The sequence below is a fragment of the Ditibartonella apis genome (genome assembly GCF_001952075.1).
Classification (GTDB): domain Bacteria; phylum Pseudomonadota; class Alphaproteobacteria; order Rhizobiales; family Rhizobiaceae; genus Bartonella; species Bartonella apis.
In genome coordinates, this window is sequence record NZ_LXYU01000001.1 from 583,166 (window position 1) to 604,424 (window position 21,259).

Sequence of the window (21,259 nt, forward strand, 5' to 3'; positions counted from 1 at the left end):
CGTTTGAAAGTTGGAAACGCTTAATTTTTAATATTCAAGGACAAAAAAATGAGTGCCCCGCGTACGCTTTATGACAAGATTTTCGAAGATCATATTGTAGACCGTCAGGAAGACGGAACATGCCTACTCTATATTGATCGCCATCTTGTCCATGAAGTCACCAGTCCTCAGGCTTTCGAGGGCTTGCGCATGGCTCATCGTGCCGTACGGCATCCGGAAAAGACATTGGCGGTTGTCGATCACAATATTCCGACATCTCCCGATCGTGCGAAAGGCATCAAGAACGAGCAAAGCCGCACGCAGGTCGAGGCTTTGGCAAAAAACACGTCCGAATTCGGGATAGAATATTTTAACCAGAACGACAAACGTCAGGGTATTGTCCATATCATAGGACCCGAGCAAGGCTTTACTCTGCCCGGCATGACGATTGTGTGCGGCGATAGCCATACTTCGACACATGGAGCTTTTGGTGCTCTTGCCCATGGCATCGGTACGTCCGAGGTCGAACACGTTCTGGCCACACAGACTTTGATCCAGAAAAAATCCAAAAATATGCTGATACAGGTGAACGGGACCCTCCCGAAAGGCGTAACTGCGAAGGATCTTGTTCTGGCTATTATCGGAAAAATCGGTACGGCAGGCGGCACCGGACATGTTATAGAATTTGCCGGTGAGGCAATACGTGGCCTTTCTATGGAAGGCCGGATGACCGTTTGCAATATGTCGATTGAAGCAGGTGCACGTGCCGGTATGATTGCACCGGATGAAACCACTTTTGATTATATCAGAAGTCGTCCGCGGGCACCGAAGGGTGAAATGCTGGAGAAAGCAATTGCCTATTGGAAAACACTGAAATCGGATGAAGGCGCCCATTACGACACTGTCGTCACACTTGACGCGAGCGAGCTTGTGCCATCGGTTACCTGGGGCTCGTCGCCGGAAGATGTTGTTCCGGTTACCGGCGTTGTTCCCGATCCTGAAGAGATTGCCGACGAAACCAAACGTGCTTCCAAAATGCGTGCACTTGAATATATGGGGCTGAAGGCTGGCACGAAAATGACCGACATCAAGATTGATCGGGTCTTCATCGGTTCTTGCACCAATGGACGTATTGAAGATATGCGTGCGGCGGCCGCAATGGTTAAAGGGAAAAAGGTTTCTCCCACCGTTTCGGCAATGGTTGTTCCAGGGTCAGGTCTCGTTAAGGAACAGGCAGAAAAAGAAGGGCTTGATAAAATCTTCAAGGATGCCGGTTTTGACTGGCGGGAGCCCGGTTGTTCCATGTGCCTTGCGATGAATGATGACCGGTTGGAGCCGGGAGAGCGCTGTGCCTCCACGTCGAACCGTAATTTTGAGAGTAGACAAGGTTATAAAGGGCGTACGCATCTGGTTTCTCCGGCGATGGCGGCTGCGGCTGCAATTGCCGGCCATTTTGTCGATGTCAGAGACTGGAAATAGTATTGTAAGAGACCATAGGCTCAAACAACGACCCTTTACGTTTTAACCAAGTCACTTTAAACATAAATGAAGTTAAAACGCCACCAAAGGGAGTTCGGGTGTTATGGCAGACAATAACGAAGACCGGCATGATGTCACAATTAACCTGTTACATTTGAATGACGCACGTTTACTTGCTCCTCTTCTTGCAAGTTATACCCAGGCATTGAAGCGTGGCGCGCCACGTCGTCCTGATGAGTATTATGCCGAACAGTTATTACAAGACCGGACGGCAGAAGTACTCGGTGCCCATGTTGATGGCGAGCTTGTCGGCTTTGTTATTTTTTATGACCATCCCGAGCCTGTTTCGGGCTTGCGGGCAGGACAAGTCGATCACATCCATGTCCATCATGCCTATCAGGGTAAGGGCATTGCCAAAGCCATGATTGATCTGCTTTGCGATAAGGCCGAAGAGCGTGGCTGGACGAAGTTGATTTTGAATGCTCCCCGCGTTCCCGAGGATGGACGCAAGCTTTATGAACAGATTGCTGTCAAAGGGGATTGGACAGGCTATATCATCCGTTTCGACTGAGACAGCTAAAGCTCTTTTGCTTCGGTTGCTTTGATTAATCAAAACAAACTTAAGGAAACCGTTTTGTTTGAAAATGCAAAACGGTTTTCTGTTATTCGGGGAATGTTTGTGTAAATGGAGCAACAAACGAGAATCAGTTCATGTGTTTAACGCCAAAGCGGGGCTTCCATAAGGTAAAATATGACTATATTTATCATATTTTTAAACGATTAAAACAGGTTTTAAGGTAAAAACTATTCCCAATCCCAATGATTTGATGACAAGAATGTGCTTTAGAGCTTTGACGTGGAGTAAAATCCGCATTAGAAGAGATAACGTTCTATAGTTTTGACTAAAGAACATTCGGTTGTTTTTGGGTGTGACCTTTAATCCGCTAACCGAAATGGCCGGCCTGTAGTATTGGAGGAAAACTATCATTCCAATGCATTGAGAGTTATTTCCAACCTGTTTGCAGTGTTAATGCAATACAGACGGGAGGAATGGCGGGGATGGTTAGTCCATTTTCGCAGTCAAAACCAGGTCAGGAAAGCCTATGACAGATACGACAACAACAAAAACGCGTCCTCTTTCACCGCATGTCAGCATTTATCGCTGGCCTATTACGATGGCAATGTCTATTGCGCACCGTATTACAGGAGGTGCTCTTTATGTTGGCACTTTGTTCCTTGCAGCATGGTTGATGGCAGCTGCTTCGGGTGAGGGGGCATTTGAAACAGTAAACGGCTTTTTCAACTCGTTTATCGGGCGCTGCATTCTGTTTCTTTACACATTGGCTCTTGTTCATCACCTTGTTGGAGGTGTGCGGCATTTTTTCTGGGATACGAGAACCTATCTACTTGAAAAGCATTGCGCGACCAAAACAGCTTGGGCAACAGTCTTTATTTCCATTATCGCGACGCTTCTTATCTGGATCGTCGGTTATTGCGTCCGTTAATGGCAGGGAGATATTTATGAAAAAAGATTTCAGAACAGAGCTCGGAAAAGTTCGGGGCTGGGGAGCTGCACATACCGGAACAAGCCATTTTTGGGCACAGCGTATGACTGCTCTTGCCAATGTTCCGCTATTCATTTTTTTTATTGTGCTTGTTGTCTCTCTCGTTGGCAAGGATTACGCAACCGTACACGCAACACTGGAAAATCCGATTGTCGCTGTCGTGATGGCTTTGATGATTCTTTCCGGTATTTATCATATGAAACTGGGTATGCAGGTCATCTTGGAAGATTATCTTCCGAATGAAGCGACGCGTGTTTTGATGTTGGCACTCAATACGTTCTTTTGTTACGTGATTGGTGCCGGTCTGCTTCTTGCCCTTCTGAAAATTTCATTGGGAGGTTGATCTCTATGGTCACCACTTCTTCAAATAGTTCCACAACGAAAAGTGGAAAAGCCTACCATTATGTCGACCATAAATTCGACGTTGTCATTATTGGTGCCGGCGGCTCCGGATTACGTGCGACACTTGGAATGGCCGAGCAGGGGTTGAAAACCGCCTGCATTACCAAGGTTTTTCCGACACGTTCACATACTGTGGCAGCACAAGGCGGCATTGCGGCATCGCTATCCAATATGGGGCCGGACAATTGGCAGTGGCATATGTATGACACGATCAAGGGGTCCGACTGGTTGGGCGATATGGATGCCATGGAATATCTGGTACGCAATGCACCAGCGGCTGTCTATGAGCTTGAACATTACGGTGTGCCGTTCTCACGTACCGAAGATGGTAAAATCTATCAACGGCCGTTCGGCGGACATACAACAGATTTCGGAGCCGGTCCGCCCGTTCAGCGGACTTGCGCAGCTGCCGACCGCACGGGGCACGCTATTTTGCACACGCTTTATGGTCAAAGCTTGAAGCATAATGCGCAATTCTTTGTTGAATATTATGCAATCGACCTCATTATGACCGACGGCGTTTGCACAGGCGTTGTTGCCTGGAATCTTGATGACGGAACAATCCACCGTTTTTCGGCCAAAATGGTTGTTCTGGCAACAGGTGGCTATGGTCGTGCTTATTTCTCGGCAACCTCTGCTCACACTTGCACAGGCGATGGCGGCGGTATGATTGCCCGAGCCGGTCTACCGTTGCAGGATATGGAATTTGTTCAATTCCATCCGACCGGTATCTATGGTTCGGGGTGTCTGATTACCGAAGGTGCCCGCGGTGAAGGTGGCTACCTCATCAATTCGGAAGGCGAGCGTTTCATGGAACGCTATGCTCCCTCATTCAAGGATCTTGCTTCGCGCGACGTCGTTTCGCGTTGTATGACGATTGAAATAAGGGAAGGGCGTGGTGTTGGTCCTAAAAAAGATCACATCTATCTCGTCCTTAGCCACATTGATCCGGCCATTTTGCATGAGCGTCTGCCGGGTATTTCTGAATCAGCCCGCATTTTTGCCGGTGTTGATGTCACGAAAGATCCGATACCGGTCATTCCGACAGTTCACTACAATATGGGCGGCATACCGACCAATTATTTCGGCGAGGTCTTAAACCCGACGGATGATGAGCCGGATCGTGTCCAGCCCGGTTTGATGGCTGTTGGCGAAGCAGGATGTGCATCGGTACACGGTGCTAATCGTCTCGGCTCGAACTCGTTGATCGATCTTGTGGTATTCGGCCGCGCAGCCGCCATTCGTGCCGGCGAGGTTATTGACCGTAAATCGGAAATTCCGCCGATCAATGAGCAGGCGGTTGAAAAGATCATGGATCGTTTCGATCGGATCCGTTATGCGAATGGAGCAAAACCGACAGCCAAGTTGCGTGAGAAAATGCAACACGCAATGCAGGAAGATGCTGCTGTTTTCCGTACGGAAGAATCGCTTCAGCAAGGTTGCCGACGCATTTCGGAAATCTGGAAAGAATTGCCGGATGTAAAAGTAACCGACCGTTCGCTTATCTGGAATTCCGATCTAATGGAAACATTGGAATTGGAAAACCTGATGGCCAATGCGATTTCGACGGTTTATTCTGCCGAAGCCCGTCATGAAAGCCGTGGTGCTCATGCACGTGAGGACTACCCGGAGCGTGATGACAAGAACTGGCGCAAGCACACACTTTCGCGCTTGTCTGAAGACGGGAAAGTTACGCTTTCCTATCGTGGTGTCCACCTCAACCCGTTAACCAAAGAGGAAGACGGTGGCATTTCGCTCAAGAAAATTGCGCCTAAGAAGCGCGTTTACTAAGGGGAGATACTGATAATGGTTCATATGGCGCTTCCCAAGAATTCACAAGTCAAGCCGGGTAAGGTCTGGCCAAAGCCGGCTGATACATCGAAACTGACCGAGTTTCACATTTATCGCTGGTCGCCGGATGACGACCAGAACCCGCGTCTCGACACTTATTATGTCGATCGCAATGCGTGCGGGCCGATGATTCTTGATGGACTTCTATACATCAAGAACAATGTTGATCCGACATTGACATTGCGTCGCTCCTGCCGTGAAGGTATTTGCGGTTCATGTGCGATGAATATTGACGGGTCAAATACCCTTGCCTGTATTACAGGCATGGATGAGGTCAAGCATCCGATCAAGATTTATCCTTTGCCATCGATGCCGGTGGTAAAGGATCTTGTTCCGGATCTTAACCGTTTCTATGCCCAGCATCGGTCGATCGAGCCGTGGTTGCATACCGTTTCACCGGTGCCCGAGAAAGAATGGCTGCAAAGTCACGAAGACCGTCAGAAACTTGATGGCCTTTACGAATGTATTCTTTGTGCCTGTTGCCAGACATCTTGCCCGAGCTATTGGTGGAATGGTGACCGGTACCTTGGGCCCGCAGTGTTACTGCAAGCCTATCGTTGGATTGCCGATACGCGTGATGAAGCCAAGGGCGAACGTCTGGATAACCTTGAGGATCCGTTCCGGCTTTATCGTTGCCACACCATCATGAATTGTGCGCAAACATGCCCGAAGGGGTTGAACCCTGCCAAGGCTATTGCCGAAATCAAGAAATTGATGATTGAACGGCGCGTATAACGATCAAGCTGCGGAACTTTGTTTTTTTAAAAGCCGTGTAAAAATTTACACGGCTTTTTATTTTACCTCCATTTTCCACATTTTTGAAAAATGAGAATTTTTTAAAAAGCAGCGTCGGCTTAAAGCCAACCTGTGTGCAGGTTATAAAATTAAGGTTGTCACTCCCTTTCATGAAGGGCTGGAGTAACCGGTTACACATATAGATATATTTTTCGAAGTTGTGTCATTTTCCGTATTGCTATGAACATCCGTAACCTCATTTCAGGCATAGATTTAGTGGAGTAATACGCACTTTCACTTGTTGGTTTTGAAGGCCGCCCGGGTCAATTTCTTATGTCTTTAAACATACGCATTGTCTTGAAATGTAATGAATTGAACGGAGGCTTTCCTGAGAAAAGCGATAAGGCATCGGGGAAAATTATCCAACAAAATCATTATAAACAGGGTCACAACGGAATTACGTTGAAGGGTGGAAAGTGAAAAAACACAATTCAGGAACCGTAAGACGCCGATTGAAAGCTCAACGGATCAGGCGAATCTGGATTCGCCAGCTATTCCGCTTGTAGATTTCGGTTTTGCAACCGGACCCGTTTTCGTAATCAGATCCGATTGTTGTGATGTTCAAACGGTTAAATGGGTCTCAATAACAAAGCCGATCGGCTTTTTACGGCATTTGATAAAAAGGGATGGGGCTCATCTCTAAAGTGCTTCACCTAAAAGAAGTTTGGGGGAACCATCAGTAATTCCGGCAGCTTCCTGAATGAAATAATTTTTCATCTTTGGCATCCGTTCGACGAGGCCAAGACCAACGTCGCGCAACAAACGTATTGGCGAAATGTCATTGGAAAACAGACGGTTCAATACATCCGTTGTTATTCCCATGCGAACTGTCTCGAATCTGCGCCATGCCTGATAACGCTCCAATCCGACACTTGAACCGATATCAAGGCCGAGGCGGGCAGTTTCGACAATAATCTGGGCAAGCGCTGCAACATCGCGAAAACCAAGATTCAATCCCTGCCCGGAAATCGGATGAATGCCATGGGCGGCGTCTCCGGCAAGTGCGAAACGCGGTTTGACGAAGCTTCTTGCCAAAGTGAGACCGAACGGAAAGGCGCGTCTGTCACCAATAAGTTTCAAAGCACCGAGATGATGCCCGAAACGGGCTTCAAGTTCGGCTTCAAAAACAATATCGTTGGCATCCATCAGGCGCTTGGCGTCTTTGTCGCGCTCGTTCCAGACAAGTGAAGAACGATTGCCTTTTAGTGGCAGAATAGCAAAAGGTCCCGAGGGCAGAAAATGCTCCTCCGCGCGTCCATTATGTGGCCGCTCATGTTCGACTGTGCAAACAATTCCCATCTGGCCGTAAGGCCAATAGAGAGTTTTGATATCGGCGATATCACGGAGTTTAGAGCGCACACCATCGGCAGCGACAAGAAGCCGGCTCTGCAACGAACTTCCATTGCTCAAATCAATAAGCATCTCGTTACCATTATTGGTAAAATTGCTGACGCTTACTTCTTCCAAAACCGGTATTTCCAATTCATTCGCACGGCGATGAAGTGCAGCATTCAAATATTTGTTTTCAACCATATAGGCAAAAGGCTCGCCCGGAGCGACATTGCCCTCAAAGGTGAGGAAAACCGGTCTCACGGGATCACTATTGCGTGAATCTGTAATGATCATATCATTGATCGGTTGTGATAATGACTCTATTTCGTCCCAGCATTGAAGTTGTCGAAGCATACGAATGGCAGCAGCAGCAATTGCCGAAGCGCGCGGGTCTGTTTTCCAACTATCCCTCGGAGCCGCGTCGATTACAGCTATTTTCAGGGAAGGTACAGCCTGTTTGACAGCAACAGCCAAGGAAAGGCCGACATAGGCACCTCCTGCAATGACGAGATCCAGAACTTTTTCAGTAGGGGTTGCAGAAGAAGACATAGGGCTTCCTTTCGTAAGTTTTTATCAGCTTGACGGTTGTTGACAATCATCTGCTTTCCTGTTTCACCTATCCGGTTATGTGTAATCGTTTAAGTGAATATGGCTCATGACCGATCGACTTCAACATCTTTTATCCATACTGGATTTAGAAAAAATTGACCAGAATTTGTTTCGCGGTCAAAGCGGAAATTCGCGTTGGCAGCGTGTTTTTGGTGGCCATGTTATCGCGCAAGCGCTGGTTGCTGCCCATCGCAGTGTAGCTCCTGACAGATTCATCCATTCGCTTCATGCCTATTTTATTCGTCCGGGTGATCCGGACCGTCCAATTATTTACGAGGTTGAGCCACTTCGCGACGGAAGAAGTTTTTCTGTCCGGCGTGTGGTTGCCAAGCAGAATGGCGTTGCCATTCTTTCTTTTTCATCATCCTTTCAAGTCGATGAGCCGGGGCTTGATTATCAACGCCCGATGCCGAAAAATTTGCCGCAACCCGAAACATTGAGTGGCGAACATGCGATCGATCAGGCTATTCTTGAATCGGCACCGGAAAATATCCGCAACTATTGGAACGAGCAGCGTCCATTTTTAATTCGTCCAATTGATCTTGAAGATTATCTCACGCGCGACAAACATCAGCCGGTTCAACGCTGCTGGTTCAAACTTAACGGAAAAGTCGCCAGTACGAGAAGTCTCAATTCCGCTCTGCTTGCTTATCTTTCCGACATGACGTTGCTTGATACCTCACTGATTGTTCATGGATTATCCATCTTCACACCCGGCCTTATTCCGGCAAGTCTCGACCATTCCATGTGGTTTCATCGTCCGTTCAGTCTTGATGACTGGATGCTTTATGATATCGAAAGCCCGAATACACATGGAGCACGCGGTTTAAGTGAAGGATATATTTATACCCGCGACGGAAAATTGATTGCAAGTGTAGCACAGGAAGGGCTTATCCGTCTTGTGGAGCCAAAATCATAACAGATCAAAAATTGAATGCGGCAGAAGTAGAATTTTCGCTCATTATGCCGCGTTCATCCTTATCTCTTGGCTTGGTGCAGCTATCAGGTATTTTAGCTCACTAGAAACGATATCTTGTTTTGACGTATAAGGCCTTATCCATTTTTGCTATTCGGTTACAAATATCGCTGACTAACGGCTGTTTTCCGGTTCTTTATTATTATCATTTTATGAAATATTTATATTGAGTATTTTTCCAGCCATTATAGCGGTGTTAAAGATGCGGTTTCGCAATATCCATTTTTTCGAAAATTCGATATTTCTTCAGCTTGAAGTATACAATTCTCTTTCGCAATTTTCCTGAAACATAATCCGGTCGATTTCAGCTTGTTACGTGCGTAAAGCGGAAAATAGCGACTATTATATTTTGATAAATCAAAAGAGTTATCGCTCTCGTTTCCATATCATCTTGGTGTTGGGAAAACCGTTATTTTAAAATTCTTTTGTGTCCGATCTTCAATTGGCATGAACCTTGAATAGCTGATCCTGTGGTTGAAAATTTTCAGATTATTTTTGGTCGAACCAGTTCGAGGAGAAGACAAACTATGAAATTCATTTCTGCAATTATAAAGCCATTCAAACTTGATGAAGTGAAAGACGCTCTTTTAGGTATGGGGATCGATGGGCTCACCATTACCGAGGTTAAAGGGTACGGGCGCCAGAAAGGACACACCGAAATCTATCGCGGTGCCGAATATGCAATCAGTTTCTTGCCCAAAATTAAAATAGAAGTTGTTGTTCCTAGCGACCAGCTTGATCGGGTACTTGAAGTTATTACAGAGGCAGCCCGAACCGGACAAATTGGCGACGGTAAAATATTTGTCTGGTCTCTTGATAGAACTTTGCGCATACGTACCGGCGAAACCGATGAAAATGCGCTCTAAAGGAAAACTTTGCAAAAGCACAATGCCTAAAAAATAGGCATAAAAGTTAAATGATCAACAGCTAGGCGTGTTTGTGCAGGGAAAACGGCAAGGAAAAGCAGTTGGCATGAAACTTGTTACAGATTGAAATGAGTGAACGTAGCGAAGAGTGAAGGTGGTGCACGTTCTTTTCCGAATGGAGAGATTTTATGAAGAGTTTTCAAAAATGGGCGCCGGTATTGGCGGGTGCGTTTGCATTAATCGGAGCGAATGCGGGCTATGCGCAGGAAGTTGAAACGGTAACCGAAGTTGTAACCGAAATTCCGGCAAAGCTCGATTCGGGTGATACAGCATGGATGCTTGTTTCGACGGCATTTGTTTTGCTCATGACAATTCCGGGGCTTGCCCTTTTCTACGGCGGCATGGTGCGTAAGAAAAATGTTCTGGCAACAATGATGCAGAGCTTTGCAATATGTTGTCTGATCAGCGTGATCTGGTTTGTTGTGGGCTATTCTTTCGCTTTTTCCGGAAAAAATCCCTATTACGGTGATTTTTCTCTAATGTTCCTGAAAGGCATTTCTATTGATGACCTTAATGGAACATTTCCGACCTATCTTTGGGTCGCTTTCCAGATGGCCTTTGCCATTATCACACCGGCATTGATTACCGGTGCATTCGCTGAAAGAATGAAGTTTTCGGCAATGCTGTGGTTCATGGGGCTATGGTCGCTTCTGGTTTATGCACCGATCTGCCATTGGGTCTGGGGTGGCGGGTTCCTCGGAAAAGACGGGGTACTCGATTTTGCCGGTGGTACGGTTATTCACGTCAATGCCGGTGTTGCCGGTTTGATTACCGCGATTGTTCTTGGCAAGCGTCAGGGATATCGTACAGTCAATATGGCACCCCATAATCTGTCACTTTCGATGATTGGTGCTTCGCTTTTATGGATTGGCTGGTTCGGGTTCAATGCAGGGTCTGCGGGTGCTGCCAACAAAGTTGCAGCCATCGCAATGTTGAATACGCAAATTGCAACAGCTGCTGGGGCCTTGTGCTGGATGATTGCCGAATGGGCCGTATCCAAAAAGCCTTCGGTTTTGGGAATTATTTCCGGTGCAGTTGCCGGACTTGTTGCCATTACTCCGGCTGCAGGTTTCGTTGAACCGGGTGGCGCTATTATCATTGGCATTGTTGCCGGACCGGTGTGCTATTTTGCTGCAGTCTTTGTGAAGCGTGCATTGGGATATGACGATTCGCTCGATGCTTTCGGAGTTCACGGTGTGGGAGGTGTTATCGGCGCACTTTTAACGGGATATTTTGCTTCCGATATTTTCTTCACCGATCAGGAAGCCTATGCGAAAGTTTCTGTGCTCAATCAGGGGTTCGGTCTTCTCGTGGCCATTATCTATACCGCCATTGTAACGACCATTATTCTATATGTCGTTAAGGCCGTAATCGGATTGCGTCCGACCAAACAACAGGAAATCGAGGGGCTGGACATTTCCCTTCACGGTGAAACAATCCAGTAAAATCTTTTTAAAAAGAAGTAAAATTCCAAGCCCGCTTTTTAAGCGGGCTTTTTATTTTGCCTGTCGTTTTTTCGATTGGTTAATAGCCCGTTAACTCTCTCGTTTTATAGTCGCTCCTAAAAATTGTCTTTCGATTATTTTCGGGTTTTTCAGGTTAGGTTATGCATCAGGATTCATCCCCCTTTGATTTGACAACAGATGGAGCTTACCAAAGCCCGCATCTGGTGGAGATGTTTTCCCGGCAGATCGGCTCGTTTATCGGCATCGGTATTTTGGTGTTGATCGGGCTTGCTGCAGCTGCTCTCGCAACATGGAATGTTGCAGATCCCTGCCTGAGCTATGCCAATGATAATCCGGTTACAAATGTCATGGGGTGGCCGGGTGCTGTTTTCGCCGATATCGCTATGCAATTTTTCGGGCTTGCAAGTGTTGCAGCCCTTCTTCCTCCGTTTTTTTGGGCAGTTCTTCTTATTGCCCAGAAAGACATAGGAAGGCTCGCACACCGGATTTTCTTCTGGCTGATTTCGGCATTCTGTTTTTCCGGTGTTATCGCTCTGGTGCCGCCTTTTGCACATTGGCCAATGCCTATCGGGCTTGGTGGAGTTTTTGGCGACAAAATTCTGAATTTCGCCTATCTGTTTCTTGGTTCACTTCCTGCGGTTGTTTCGACGTCGATTATTGCTGCAATTTTCGGCCCCTTGGCATTCTGGACAGCTGCTATTGCCGGTGGCGTCGTCGGTCGTCGTCGCCTCAAGAAAAAAGTAAAATCCAGAAGACGCAGGTCGGACACGTGCATGGTGATGGATGATGATGACGAGCCGGCACGAGCCTCTCTGATAGTGACTGTTCTTGGCGGAACGATGCATCTTTTCTATTTGCTGAGAGCAGAAATCGGCCGGATTTTTCATCGCAGGGAACCTATGTTTCCGCCAGTGCCGGATGTTCGTGTAAGCGGTTATTCCGGTCGGGGACGTGTTGAACCGGATTTTTCGGCACCTTCTGACGAGAAAGGTGAAATGCCGTTTGTTGAAGAGGAAGAGATTCCTCAAAATGAGCCGCAACGCAAAGCCAGCCCTAGACAAACCGACGGATTTGAATTGCCGAGCGTCGACTTTTTGGCCGAACCCGAGCCGGTAGACAAGAGCGATGTTCTCACACCCGAAGCGTTGAAGGACAGAGCAGGTCAGCTTGAAAGTGTGTTGGAAGATTTCGGTGTCAAAGGACAGATTATTAACGCACGTTCAGGACCGGTCGTAACACTTTTTGAATTCGAACCGGCTCCGGGTATCAAATCGTCACGCGTTATCGGCTTATCCGACGATATAGCCCGTTCAATGAGTGCCATTTCGGCTCGCGTTGCAGTTGTTCCGGGGCGCAATGTTATTGGCATCGAGCTTCCCAATCCGAAACGCCAGATTGTTTATTTACGTGAAATCATTGCAACACAAGATTTCTACCAGAATAAAGCCAAGCTTGGACTTGCTTTGGGCAAGACAATAGGCGGTGAAGCCGTTATAGCCGATCTTGCCAAGATGCCACATCTTTTGGTTGCCGGCACGACCGGCTCAGGTAAATCGGTTGCAATCAATACGATGATTCTTTCGCTTCTTTACCGGATGACGCCGGAGCAGTGCCGGATGATTATGGTTGACCCGAAAATGCTGGAATTATCCGTTTATGACGGAATTCCGCATCTTTTGACGCCGGTTGTTACCGATCCGAAAAAAGCCGTTGTTGCTTTGAAATGGGCGGTGCGCGAAATGGAAGAACGCTATCGCAAGATGGCGAAAGTCGGTGTCAGGAATATTGACGGCTTCAATGAACGGGTAAAGGAAGCCGAACGCAAGGGCGAACAACTTTCACGCACAGTTCAAACCGGTTTTGACCATGAAACTGGCGAACCGATTTACGAGACCGAAACTCTTGATCTTACAACTATGCCCTATATTGTTGTCATCATTGATGAAATGGCAGATTTGATGCTGGTCGCCGGCAAGGAAATCGAGGGTGCTATCCAACGCTTGGCACAAATGGCCCGTGCTGCCGGTATCCATGTGATTATGGCAACGCAACGTCCATCTGTCGATGTCATCACCGGTACAATCAAGGCGAATTTCCCGACGCGTATTTCATTTCAGGTTACGTCCAAGATTGATAGTCGCACCATTCTTGGTGAACAGGGCGCAGAACATCTGTTAGGGCAGGGAGACATGCTTTTCATGATGGGCGGCGGCCGTATCCAGCGTGTGCACGGACCGTTTGTCGGCGATGAAGAGGTTGAACAGATTGTCCAGCATTTGAAGACCCAAGGCGTCCCCGATTACCTTGAAGCAGTGACCGAAGAAAGTGACGATGACAACGCTGATGACGTTTCCGGCGGGACGAGCCATTTTGAAGATTCGCAGGATCCCTACGATCAGGCAGTTGCTGTTGTTCTAAGAGATCGTCGTGTTTCAACTTCCTATATCCAGCGCCGTCTGGGGATCGGTTATAATCGTGCCGCAACAATCGTCGAGCGGATGGAGGCAGAGGGATTGATAAGCCCTGCTAACCATGCCGGAAAACGCGAAATTCTGGTTCCTGAAGAGGGCGAAAATTTCTAAAATTTTACTTCTGATAGCGGCTGACGGGCCGTCTGTCATAGTGATGCCACAGGTTACTGCAAAGATGAATGCAGGAGATGATGAATGACAAAAAAATGTGCTTCCGTTTTCAAAGGTCTTTTCGTTGCTGCTGCTTTTGCAACAGCGGGGATCGCAACATCGGCCATAGCGATGCCGGCAGCGTTCGCCCAGAATACGAATTTGGCGGCGCATGCACAGGATATTGCCAATCATTTTGCTGCAATACAGACAATGACCGGCGATTTTGTCCAGTTCAGTCCGAAAGGTGAAATGACCGAAGGGACGTTTTATCTTGAAAGACCCGGAAAAATTCGTTTCAGTTATAAGAATTCACCTGTGCGTGTGATTACAGATGGCAAATCGGTTGCGATCAACAATCGCAAGCTCGACACTTGGGACCTTTATCAATTGTCACAAACGCCGATGAAAATGTTGCTTGATACGAAGATTGATCTTTCGGACGGAAAACTTCTAAACGTCAGTCAGGATCAGGGGTCAACCACAATTGTTCTTGCCGATAAAACATTGGGCAAAGGCCAAATCCGTATGATTTTTGATTCAAAAACTTACGAGCTTTTGCAATGGACAATTGTTGACAAGCAAAATCTCGAGACAACCGTTCAGGTGACCAATGTGCGGACCGGAGTGAGATTTGCCAAAGGGATGTTCGATATTCCTTATCAACGTATTTCTATGAAAAGAAATGGCAATTAATTGCGATAATTTAAACTCGAAATCAGTTAAAATAAATAAATTATCTATATAAATTTTATTATAATTTGTATAATTGTGTTTATATATTTTAATAAAAATATTTTTAAGTTAAATATTAAAGTAATTTTTATTTTAATTTTTCAGTTTTAATATTGTAATTTAATGAATCTAATTTTTCAGATAGATTCGTTACATTGATTTATTAAAGTTACATTGATTTGGAAAAGTGCCTCATTGTTGGGGAAATAACTTTCCAAAATTGCCGGAATTCATAGTCTGCTTCTGTTTTAACAATTTCCGGAAACAATGCTGGTTTGGCTAAAACTGGATTTTGTCTCCTTTTGCGCTTAAAGAACTCACAACTGCTAAATTTCAATCAAGGTATGAGTTTGATGAGTTTTTCAATTGCTACATGGAATATCAATTCGGTGCGTTTGCGTTTGCCGCTTGTTCTGCAAATTTTGCAGCAAGAAAAACCGGATATTTTGTGTTTGCAGGAAACCAAGTGTCCGGATGATAAATTTCCCTATAAAGCTTTTCGTGCGGCCGGATATGAACACATCGCTGTTCATGGACAAAAAGGTTACCACGGCGTAGCAACTCTATCGTTGCGGCCATTCGAGGAGGTCGAAAAAAAAGAATTCTGCAACAAGCATGATTGCCGGCATGTTGCAGTTGTCATAAAGGCGGGTGACAAACATATCCGCATACATAATTTCTATGTTCCCGCCGGTGGTGATGAACCGGACCCCGAGATCAATCCGAAATTTCGTCATAAGCTCGATTTTCTGGAAGAAATGAAAGCTATCAAAGCCGATATGGGTGACGGGCTTTCAAGCATTCTCGTCGGAGACCTCAATATTGCACCTTATGAAAATGATGTCTGGTCGCATAAACAACTCTTGAAAATTGTCAGCCATACGCCGATAGAAACCAGAACATTGATTGAACTTTGTTCTCAAGGCGGGTGGGTCGACCTTATGCGCAAGAAAATTCCCGAACCGCAAAAGATTTTCACATGGTGGAGCTATCGGGCCAAAGATTGGGCCTCCTCCAATCGCGGGCGCAGGCTGGATCATATCTGGTCATCTCCCGATCTTGTACCACATATGCAAGAAATGGAAATATTGACTGAGGCAAGAGGAATGGAAAAACCATCCGATCATGTGCCGGTTATCATGCATTTCGACCTTGCATGAAAAAGGTGTCATTGTTTCTTCCTGCTTGTTGAATTTGATTGAACATGAACAAAATTTCACGGGATTTTCATTGCAGTTTATGGAATAAGAAGCGCGATAAAACGTTTGTCTGGCTATATGGTTTTTCGATCGGAGCAGAAAAATAATGCAGAAACGCCGTTTGCAAACTGTCGGCCGGTCAACTCTTTCTTTGGCTGTGTTTACGGGCTTTTTTTTGCTTTCGGGCTGCCTTGTCGGACCTGACTATCAAAAGCCGGTTTTCAAGCTTCATTCCAGGTGGAGTGCCGATTCACGTGAAACGCCTTCAGCACCGCCGGAACTTGCCGACTGGTGGCAGCGGTTCAATGATCCGTTGTTGGATAAACTCGTGTCTGATGCGATTGCCGGTAACAATGATGTCCAGTCGGCAAAAGCAAGGGTGCGTGAAGCAAGAGCAACTTTGTGGCAGACAACCGGAACATTATTGCCAAGTATTGACGGCTCTGCTTCGGCCAACCGGAATAAATCGGCAGGGGGACCGGAACGAAGCCAGTATCGTGGTGGGCTCGATTCAAGTTGGGAGATTGATCTTTTCGGCGCCAACCGGCGGGCAGTCGAGGCGGCAAAATACGGGCTTGATGGCGCCAAAGAAGATATGCGCGCAACAATGCTTACCCTCATTGGAGATGTTGCAACCAATTACGCGGAAATACGTGGGCTACAACAGCAGATAGCACTTGCCCAACGCACCGCGATTGCCCAACGGCGCACGGCACAATTGACCAAAGATAAATTTGCCGCCGGCGCAGTTTCCCAGCTTGATGTATCCAATGCCGAAGGACAGGCTGCCACTACCGAAGCCGGTATTCCGCAGATGGAAGCCAATCTTGCAACAACGATCCATCGTTTATCTGTTTTAACAGGTCAAAGCCCGATAGCTCTTGATGATATAATGGCAAAGACGGGTAAAATTCCTGAACCGAGATGGCCGATACCGGCGGGCGTTCCTGCCGATATTCTGCTTACACGTCCGGATGTTCGTCTGGCTGAACGCCAATATGCGCAGGCAACAGCTCGCGTCGGCCAGAAGGAGGCCGACCGTTATCCGTCTTTGACGTTGACCGGTAATATTTCAACCTCGGCTACCCAACCGGGAGAGCTCGGGAAAAGTTCTTCAATCAGCTGGTCCGCGGGACCGGGCTTGAGTATACCGATTTTTGAAGGTGGGCAGAGAATTGCAGCTGTCGAGGTTGCCCGTGCCCAGCGTGACCAATCTTTTATCAATTATCGAAGCAGCGTGTTGACGGCATTGGAAGATGTCGAGAATGCATTGGTGTCGATGAGCAAAGAAAGACAGCGCTCGGCAAAACTTGCCATTGCCGCCAATTCTTACGCCAAAGCACTGAGCTTGTCCCGTTCGCTATACCAAAGCGGCAATACCAGTTTTCTTGAACTGTTGAATGCGGAGAGGTCGCAGTATTCATCCGAACAGTCGCTTATTGAAAGTCGGGTTTCGATTACCAAGGACTATATTTCACTCATGAAAGCTTTAGGTGGAGGATGGGATGGTGCAGTAGACGATACGAAGCCGGAAATTGTCGACGGTTATACAGGGCCGCACATCAGAAAAGTTGAAACAGAGAGCAAAACGCGATGAAAGCAAAAAAAACAGTCACCATTATTATTGCTGTGATTGCACTGATCGTGCTTTTGATATTTATCCATTCGGCGTTTTTCTCCACGACTGCGCCAACCTATATGACGTCGAAGGTCAAAAAAGGAGATATCGAGGTCAGCGTTCTTGCCAACGGTACAATCAAGCCGCACCGGCTGGTTGCTGTTGGTGCACGCGCAACAGGTCGTATTGTTTCGATGAAAGTAAAGCCCGGAAGCATTGTCAAGCAGGGTGATTTACTTGCCGAAATCGATCCGACAACCCAGACAAACGATTTGAAAAGCAAGGAAGCAGCTCTTGCAAATTACCGCGGAAAACTCGCCGAGCAGGAAGCGCAACTTGTTCTTGCCAAACAGAATATGAACCGCCAGCAAAACATGATCTCTTCGCATGCGGTTTCCAAAGCCGATTTCGATGATGCCGATGCGCAAGTCAAAATCCGTGCCGCACAGATCGACCAGTTGAAAGCCCAGATTGTGCAGGCGGAAGTCGATGTCGAGACAGCCAAAGTCAACCTCGGTTATACGCGTGTAACGGCACCTTCCGATGGTACAGTTCTTGCCACCGTCGTTCAGGAAGGCCAGAACGTCAACGCCGTGCAGTCGGCACCGACGATTGTTATTCTTGGCGATTTGTCGGTCATGACTGTTCGTGCCGAAATATCCGAAGCCGATGTCATCAATGTCAAACCCGGTCAGGACCTTTATTTCAATGTTTTAGGCAATCGTACGCGGCGCTATGAAAGCCGGTTGGAAAAAATCGAACCGGCACCGGAATCCATCCGTAATGATATCAGCTTCAATTCATCCTCGACGGCTTCTTCAAGCTCGTCGACTTCACAAGCCATTTATTATAATGGCACGTTCAATGTGCCGAATGATGATGGAGTTTTGCGCACTTATATGACAGCGGAAGTCCATATTATTCTGGGGCGTGCCGAAAAAGTGCTGCTTATACCGAGTGATGCATTGAATGATGTTTCGGGCAAAAAAGCGGTGGTCAATGTTCTTGACAAAAACGGCAAGCTTGAAGCCCGCAACATTGAAACCGGACTCAATAATAAAGTGATGGTCGAGGTTGTTTCAGGACTTGAAGAAGGCGAAACGGTTGTAACCGGTGTCAGCAACGGCACCATGCCTTCTGCATCCGGAAGCCGTCACCGGATGGGGCCGTTCTGATCAATGGAAAACACTCACAAAGATGCGGTCATTGTTTTGAAAGATGTCGTACGCGAATTTCCCGCGGGCGAAACCAGTGTGCGTGTCCTGAAAGGCCTTAATCTCACTATCTATCGTGGCGAGATGGTGGCAATTGTCGGCGCATCGGGTTCGGGCAAATCGACCTTGATGAATATTCTCGGCTGTCTTGATCGGCCAAGTTCGGGAAGTTACAAAATTTCAGGTAAAGAAACCTCGCAACTTTCCGCTGATGAACTTTCTGCACTTCGTCGTGATCATTTCGGCTTTATTTTCCAACGCTATCATTTGCTTGGTGAATTGACAGCGCTTGATAATGTCGAAATTCCGGCCATTTATGCCGGACGTTCTCCCCATGAAAGGGAAAGGCGTGCGACTGCACTGTTACAACGTCTCGGTATGGGCGAACGCATCACCCATCGGCCGGGGCAACTTTCCGGTGGTCAACAGCAACGTGTTTCGATTGCCCGTGCATTGATGAATAATGGCGAAGTTATCCTTGCCGACGAGCCCACGGGCGCACTCGACAGCCATAGCGGTGAAGAAGTCTTGCGCATTCTGGAGGAAATCCACGCAGAAGGGCGCACAATCATCATTGTGACGCATGATATGTCGGTGGCCAAAAAAGCCGAACGGATTATCGAAATCAGTGACGGGGAGATTCTGTCGGATAAACCCAACCGCCCGACAGAAGTAGCCACTGGACACGCCGACGAAGTTGCAACCGAAGTTGTCAGCAACAAAAAAATCGGAATTCTCAGATCCTTTCTTGACCGCTTCCATGAAGCTTTCCGCATGGCTTTGTTGTCAATGAATGCGCATCGTATGCGCACATTTTTAACGATGCTTGGGGTGATTATCGGTATAGCAGCGGTTGTTTCCATGGTTGCTTTGGGAAATGGTACGCAAAAACAGATTCTTGAAAACATCAATAGTCTGGGAAGCAATACATTGAATATCTTTGCCGGAAAGAGCTTTGCCGATATGCGATCGGGCAAAGTCACGACATTGGTCGATTCCGACGCGACAGCACTTTCCGAACAACCTTATGCCGATGCAGTCACTCCGAGTGTTACAACATCTTCCACTGTCCGCTATGGTTCGATCGAATCCAATGTGACCGTTTATGGCGTGAGCGACCAATATTTCAAAGCACAAGGCGCAAAACTCGTTGAAGGGCGCCTATTCGATTCCGAAAGTGTGGCTTCACGTGCCACCGATCTGGTGGTTGAAAAGCAGGCTGTGCCAACACTTTTTCCCGATAGCCACGAAAGTCCGATCGGACAGGTCGTTCTGGTCGGCAAAGTTCCTACCCGTATTGTCGGCGTTATCGAATTGCAGCAAATGGGGCCGCCATCCGACACTTTGCAACTTTATTTGCCTTATACCACTGTGCAGACACGTTTTCTTGGCAATAAGACCGTTCGTTCGATTACCCTTAAAGTTGCCGATAATGTTGATTCACGTTTGGCGGAGGCCGCGGTTAAACGCTTTCTCATTATGCGGCATGGCACAGAAGATTTTTTCATTCGCAATTCCGAAGAATTTCGTGAACAGGTTATTGCAAGTACACAGGTTTTGACTTTGCTGGTTGCATCCATTGCGTTGATTTCACTTCTGGTCGGCGGCATCGGTGTAATGAATATCATGCTTGTAACAGTCTCGGAGCGTATCAATGAAATTGGTGTGCGTATGGCTGTGGGAGCGCGACAGAGTGATATTCTCCAGCAATTTCTGATAGAATCTGTCCTTGTTTGTCTGATTGGTGGTGCCTTGGGGATTTTGCTTGGTCTTTCTGTCGGGTGGATTTTTGCAGTAAGCGGCGCACCGTTTAAACTTGTTTACTCGACAGGTTCGATTATTATAGCTTTTGTTTTTTCCACGCTTATCGGCATCGGCTTCGGTTTTCTGCCTGCACGCAATGCCTCTAAACTCGATCCCGTTGCCGCTTTATCGCGCGACTAGCTTTTCTTGATCGAATGGATGCGTTGATAAAAATAGAATTTGAAGGAAGTCTAAAGTGTCAAAAACCACTCCGGCAACAGCCTTTCTGGATCATAATCATATCGAATACGAGTTTATTACCTATCAATATGATCCGCATGCCGATCGTGTGGGAATGCAAGCGGCAGAAGCTGTCGGGGCTGATCCGGAAACCGTTTTCAAAACACTGATGGTCAGCGTTGACGGTAAACCCCATGTTGCAGTTTTGCCGTCCGATCAGGAAGCCAATATGAAAAAACTTGCTGCCGCTTTTGGTGGAAAACATGCCGAAATGTTGAGCGTCGAGGAAGCCGAAAAACTTACCGGCTACAAGGTTGGCGGTATCTCGCCTTTCGGGCAAAGGCGGCATTTACCAACGGTTTTCGAGAAAACGGCCGAATTGTTTGATAAAATTTATATCAATGGTGGTGGCCGCGGTTTTCAGGTGAAAATGCGTCCCAATGATGCGATTGATGTCATTTCGGCAAAAGTTGCCGATTTCAAGCGCTGAATGACAAAAGTCTGTGGCC

The 21,259-nt window shown here is 47.1% G+C and carries 17 protein-coding genes; 16 read left to right on the forward strand and 1 reads right to left on the reverse strand.

What is annotated here, in order from left to right; all coding sequences use genetic code 11:
- Positions 1-48: 48 nt before the first annotated feature.
- The 6 genes from leuC (at position 49) to PEB0122_RS02630 (ending at position 6,011) form a co-directional block, all read left to right on the forward strand.
- On the forward strand, positions 49-1,458 hold the full coding sequence (gene leuC / locus PEB0122_RS02605; protein WP_075869398.1) for a 3-isopropylmalate dehydratase large subunit: 1,410 nt from the start codon (positions 49-51) through the stop codon (positions 1,456-1,458).
- A gap of 103 nt (positions 1,459-1,561) precedes the next feature.
- Positions 1,562-2,029, forward strand: coding sequence for a GNAT family N-acetyltransferase (locus PEB0122_RS02610; RefSeq protein ID WP_075869397.1), 468 nt, complete (start codon positions 1,562-1,564; stop codon positions 2,027-2,029).
- A gap of 532 nt (positions 2,030-2,561) precedes the next feature.
- Positions 2,562-2,963 carry a succinate dehydrogenase, cytochrome b556 subunit gene (sdhC, locus tag PEB0122_RS02615; protein ID WP_075869396.1) on the forward strand — a complete coding sequence of 134 codons (402 nt, stop codon included), beginning with the start codon at positions 2,562-2,564 and terminating at the stop codon, positions 2,961-2,963.
- A gap of 16 nt (positions 2,964-2,979) precedes the next feature.
- Complete coding sequence (gene sdhD, locus PEB0122_RS02620; protein WP_075869395.1) at positions 2,980-3,366, forward strand: succinate dehydrogenase, hydrophobic membrane anchor protein; 387 nt, start codon at positions 2,980-2,982, stop codon at positions 3,364-3,366.
- Positions 3,367-3,371: 5 nt separating this feature from the next.
- A complete protein-coding gene (gene sdhA, locus PEB0122_RS02625; RefSeq protein WP_075869394.1) occupies positions 3,372-5,216 on the forward strand; it encodes a succinate dehydrogenase flavoprotein subunit in 1,845 nt (614 codons plus the stop codon).
- A 15-nt stretch (positions 5,217-5,231) separates the two neighbouring features.
- Positions 5,232-6,011 (forward strand): succinate dehydrogenase iron-sulfur subunit, encoded by a 780-nt coding sequence (locus PEB0122_RS02630; protein WP_075869393.1) that lies wholly within the window; start codon positions 5,232-5,234, stop codon positions 6,009-6,011.
- A 699-nt stretch (positions 6,012-6,710) separates the two neighbouring features.
- Here PEB0122_RS02630 and PEB0122_RS02640 read toward each other — a convergent pair.
- Positions 6,711-7,952, reverse strand: coding sequence for a ubiquinone biosynthesis hydroxylase (locus PEB0122_RS02640; RefSeq protein ID WP_075915421.1), 1,242 nt, complete (start codon positions 7,950-7,952; stop codon positions 6,711-6,713).
- 106 nt (positions 7,953-8,058) lie between these two features.
- On the opposite strand from PEB0122_RS02640, the gene PEB0122_RS02645 reads away from it, so the two are divergent.
- The 10 genes from PEB0122_RS02645 (at position 8,059) to ybaK (ending at position 21,240) form a co-directional block, all read left to right on the forward strand.
- Positions 8,059-8,931 carry an acyl-CoA thioesterase gene (locus tag PEB0122_RS02645; protein ID WP_075869390.1) on the forward strand — a complete coding sequence of 291 codons (873 nt, stop codon included), beginning with the start codon at positions 8,059-8,061 and terminating at the stop codon, positions 8,929-8,931.
- A gap of 584 nt (positions 8,932-9,515) precedes the next feature.
- Positions 9,516-9,854, forward strand: a complete 339-nt coding sequence (locus PEB0122_RS02650; RefSeq protein WP_075869389.1) for a P-II family nitrogen regulator — start codon at positions 9,516-9,518, stop codon at positions 9,852-9,854.
- Between the two features lie 335 nt (positions 9,855-10,189).
- Positions 10,190-11,359, forward strand: a complete 1,170-nt coding sequence (locus tag PEB0122_RS02655; protein ID WP_225867791.1) for an ammonium transporter — start codon at positions 10,190-10,192, stop codon at positions 11,357-11,359.
- A gap of 161 nt (positions 11,360-11,520) precedes the next feature.
- A complete protein-coding gene (locus PEB0122_RS02660) occupies positions 11,521-13,962 on the forward strand; it encodes an FtsK/SpoIIIE family DNA translocase (RefSeq protein WP_075869387.1) in 2,442 nt (813 codons plus the stop codon).
- 84 nt (positions 13,963-14,046) lie between these two features.
- Entirely contained in the window at positions 14,047-14,697 is a 651-nt protein-coding gene (locus PEB0122_RS02665) for an outer-membrane lipoprotein carrier protein LolA (protein WP_075869386.1), read from the forward strand.
- A 392-nt stretch (positions 14,698-15,089) separates the two neighbouring features.
- The gene (locus PEB0122_RS02670) at positions 15,090-15,896 is read left to right on the forward strand and encodes an exodeoxyribonuclease III (RefSeq protein WP_075915422.1); all 807 of its coding nucleotides are present in this window, start codon (positions 15,090-15,092) and stop codon (positions 15,894-15,896) included.
- 145 nt (positions 15,897-16,041) lie between these two features.
- Complete coding sequence (locus PEB0122_RS02675; protein WP_075915423.1) at positions 16,042-17,532, forward strand: efflux transporter outer membrane subunit; 1,491 nt, start codon at positions 16,042-16,044, stop codon at positions 17,530-17,532.
- The gene (locus PEB0122_RS02680) at positions 17,529-18,728 is read left to right on the forward strand and encodes an efflux RND transporter periplasmic adaptor subunit (RefSeq protein WP_075915424.1); all 1,200 of its coding nucleotides are present in this window, start codon (positions 17,529-17,531) and stop codon (positions 18,726-18,728) included. Before PEB0122_RS02675 ends, PEB0122_RS02680 begins: the two co-directional genes overlap by 4 nt.
- A gap of 3 nt (positions 18,729-18,731) precedes the next feature.
- Positions 18,732-20,711 carry a MacB family efflux pump subunit gene (locus PEB0122_RS02685; RefSeq protein WP_075869382.1) on the forward strand — a complete coding sequence of 660 codons (1,980 nt, stop codon included), beginning with the start codon at positions 18,732-18,734 and terminating at the stop codon, positions 20,709-20,711.
- A 55-nt stretch (positions 20,712-20,766) separates the two neighbouring features.
- Positions 20,767-21,240 (forward strand): Cys-tRNA(Pro) deacylase, encoded by a 474-nt coding sequence (ybaK, locus tag PEB0122_RS02690; protein ID WP_075869381.1) that lies wholly within the window; start codon positions 20,767-20,769, stop codon positions 21,238-21,240.
- Positions 21,241-21,259: the final 19 nt, after the last annotated feature.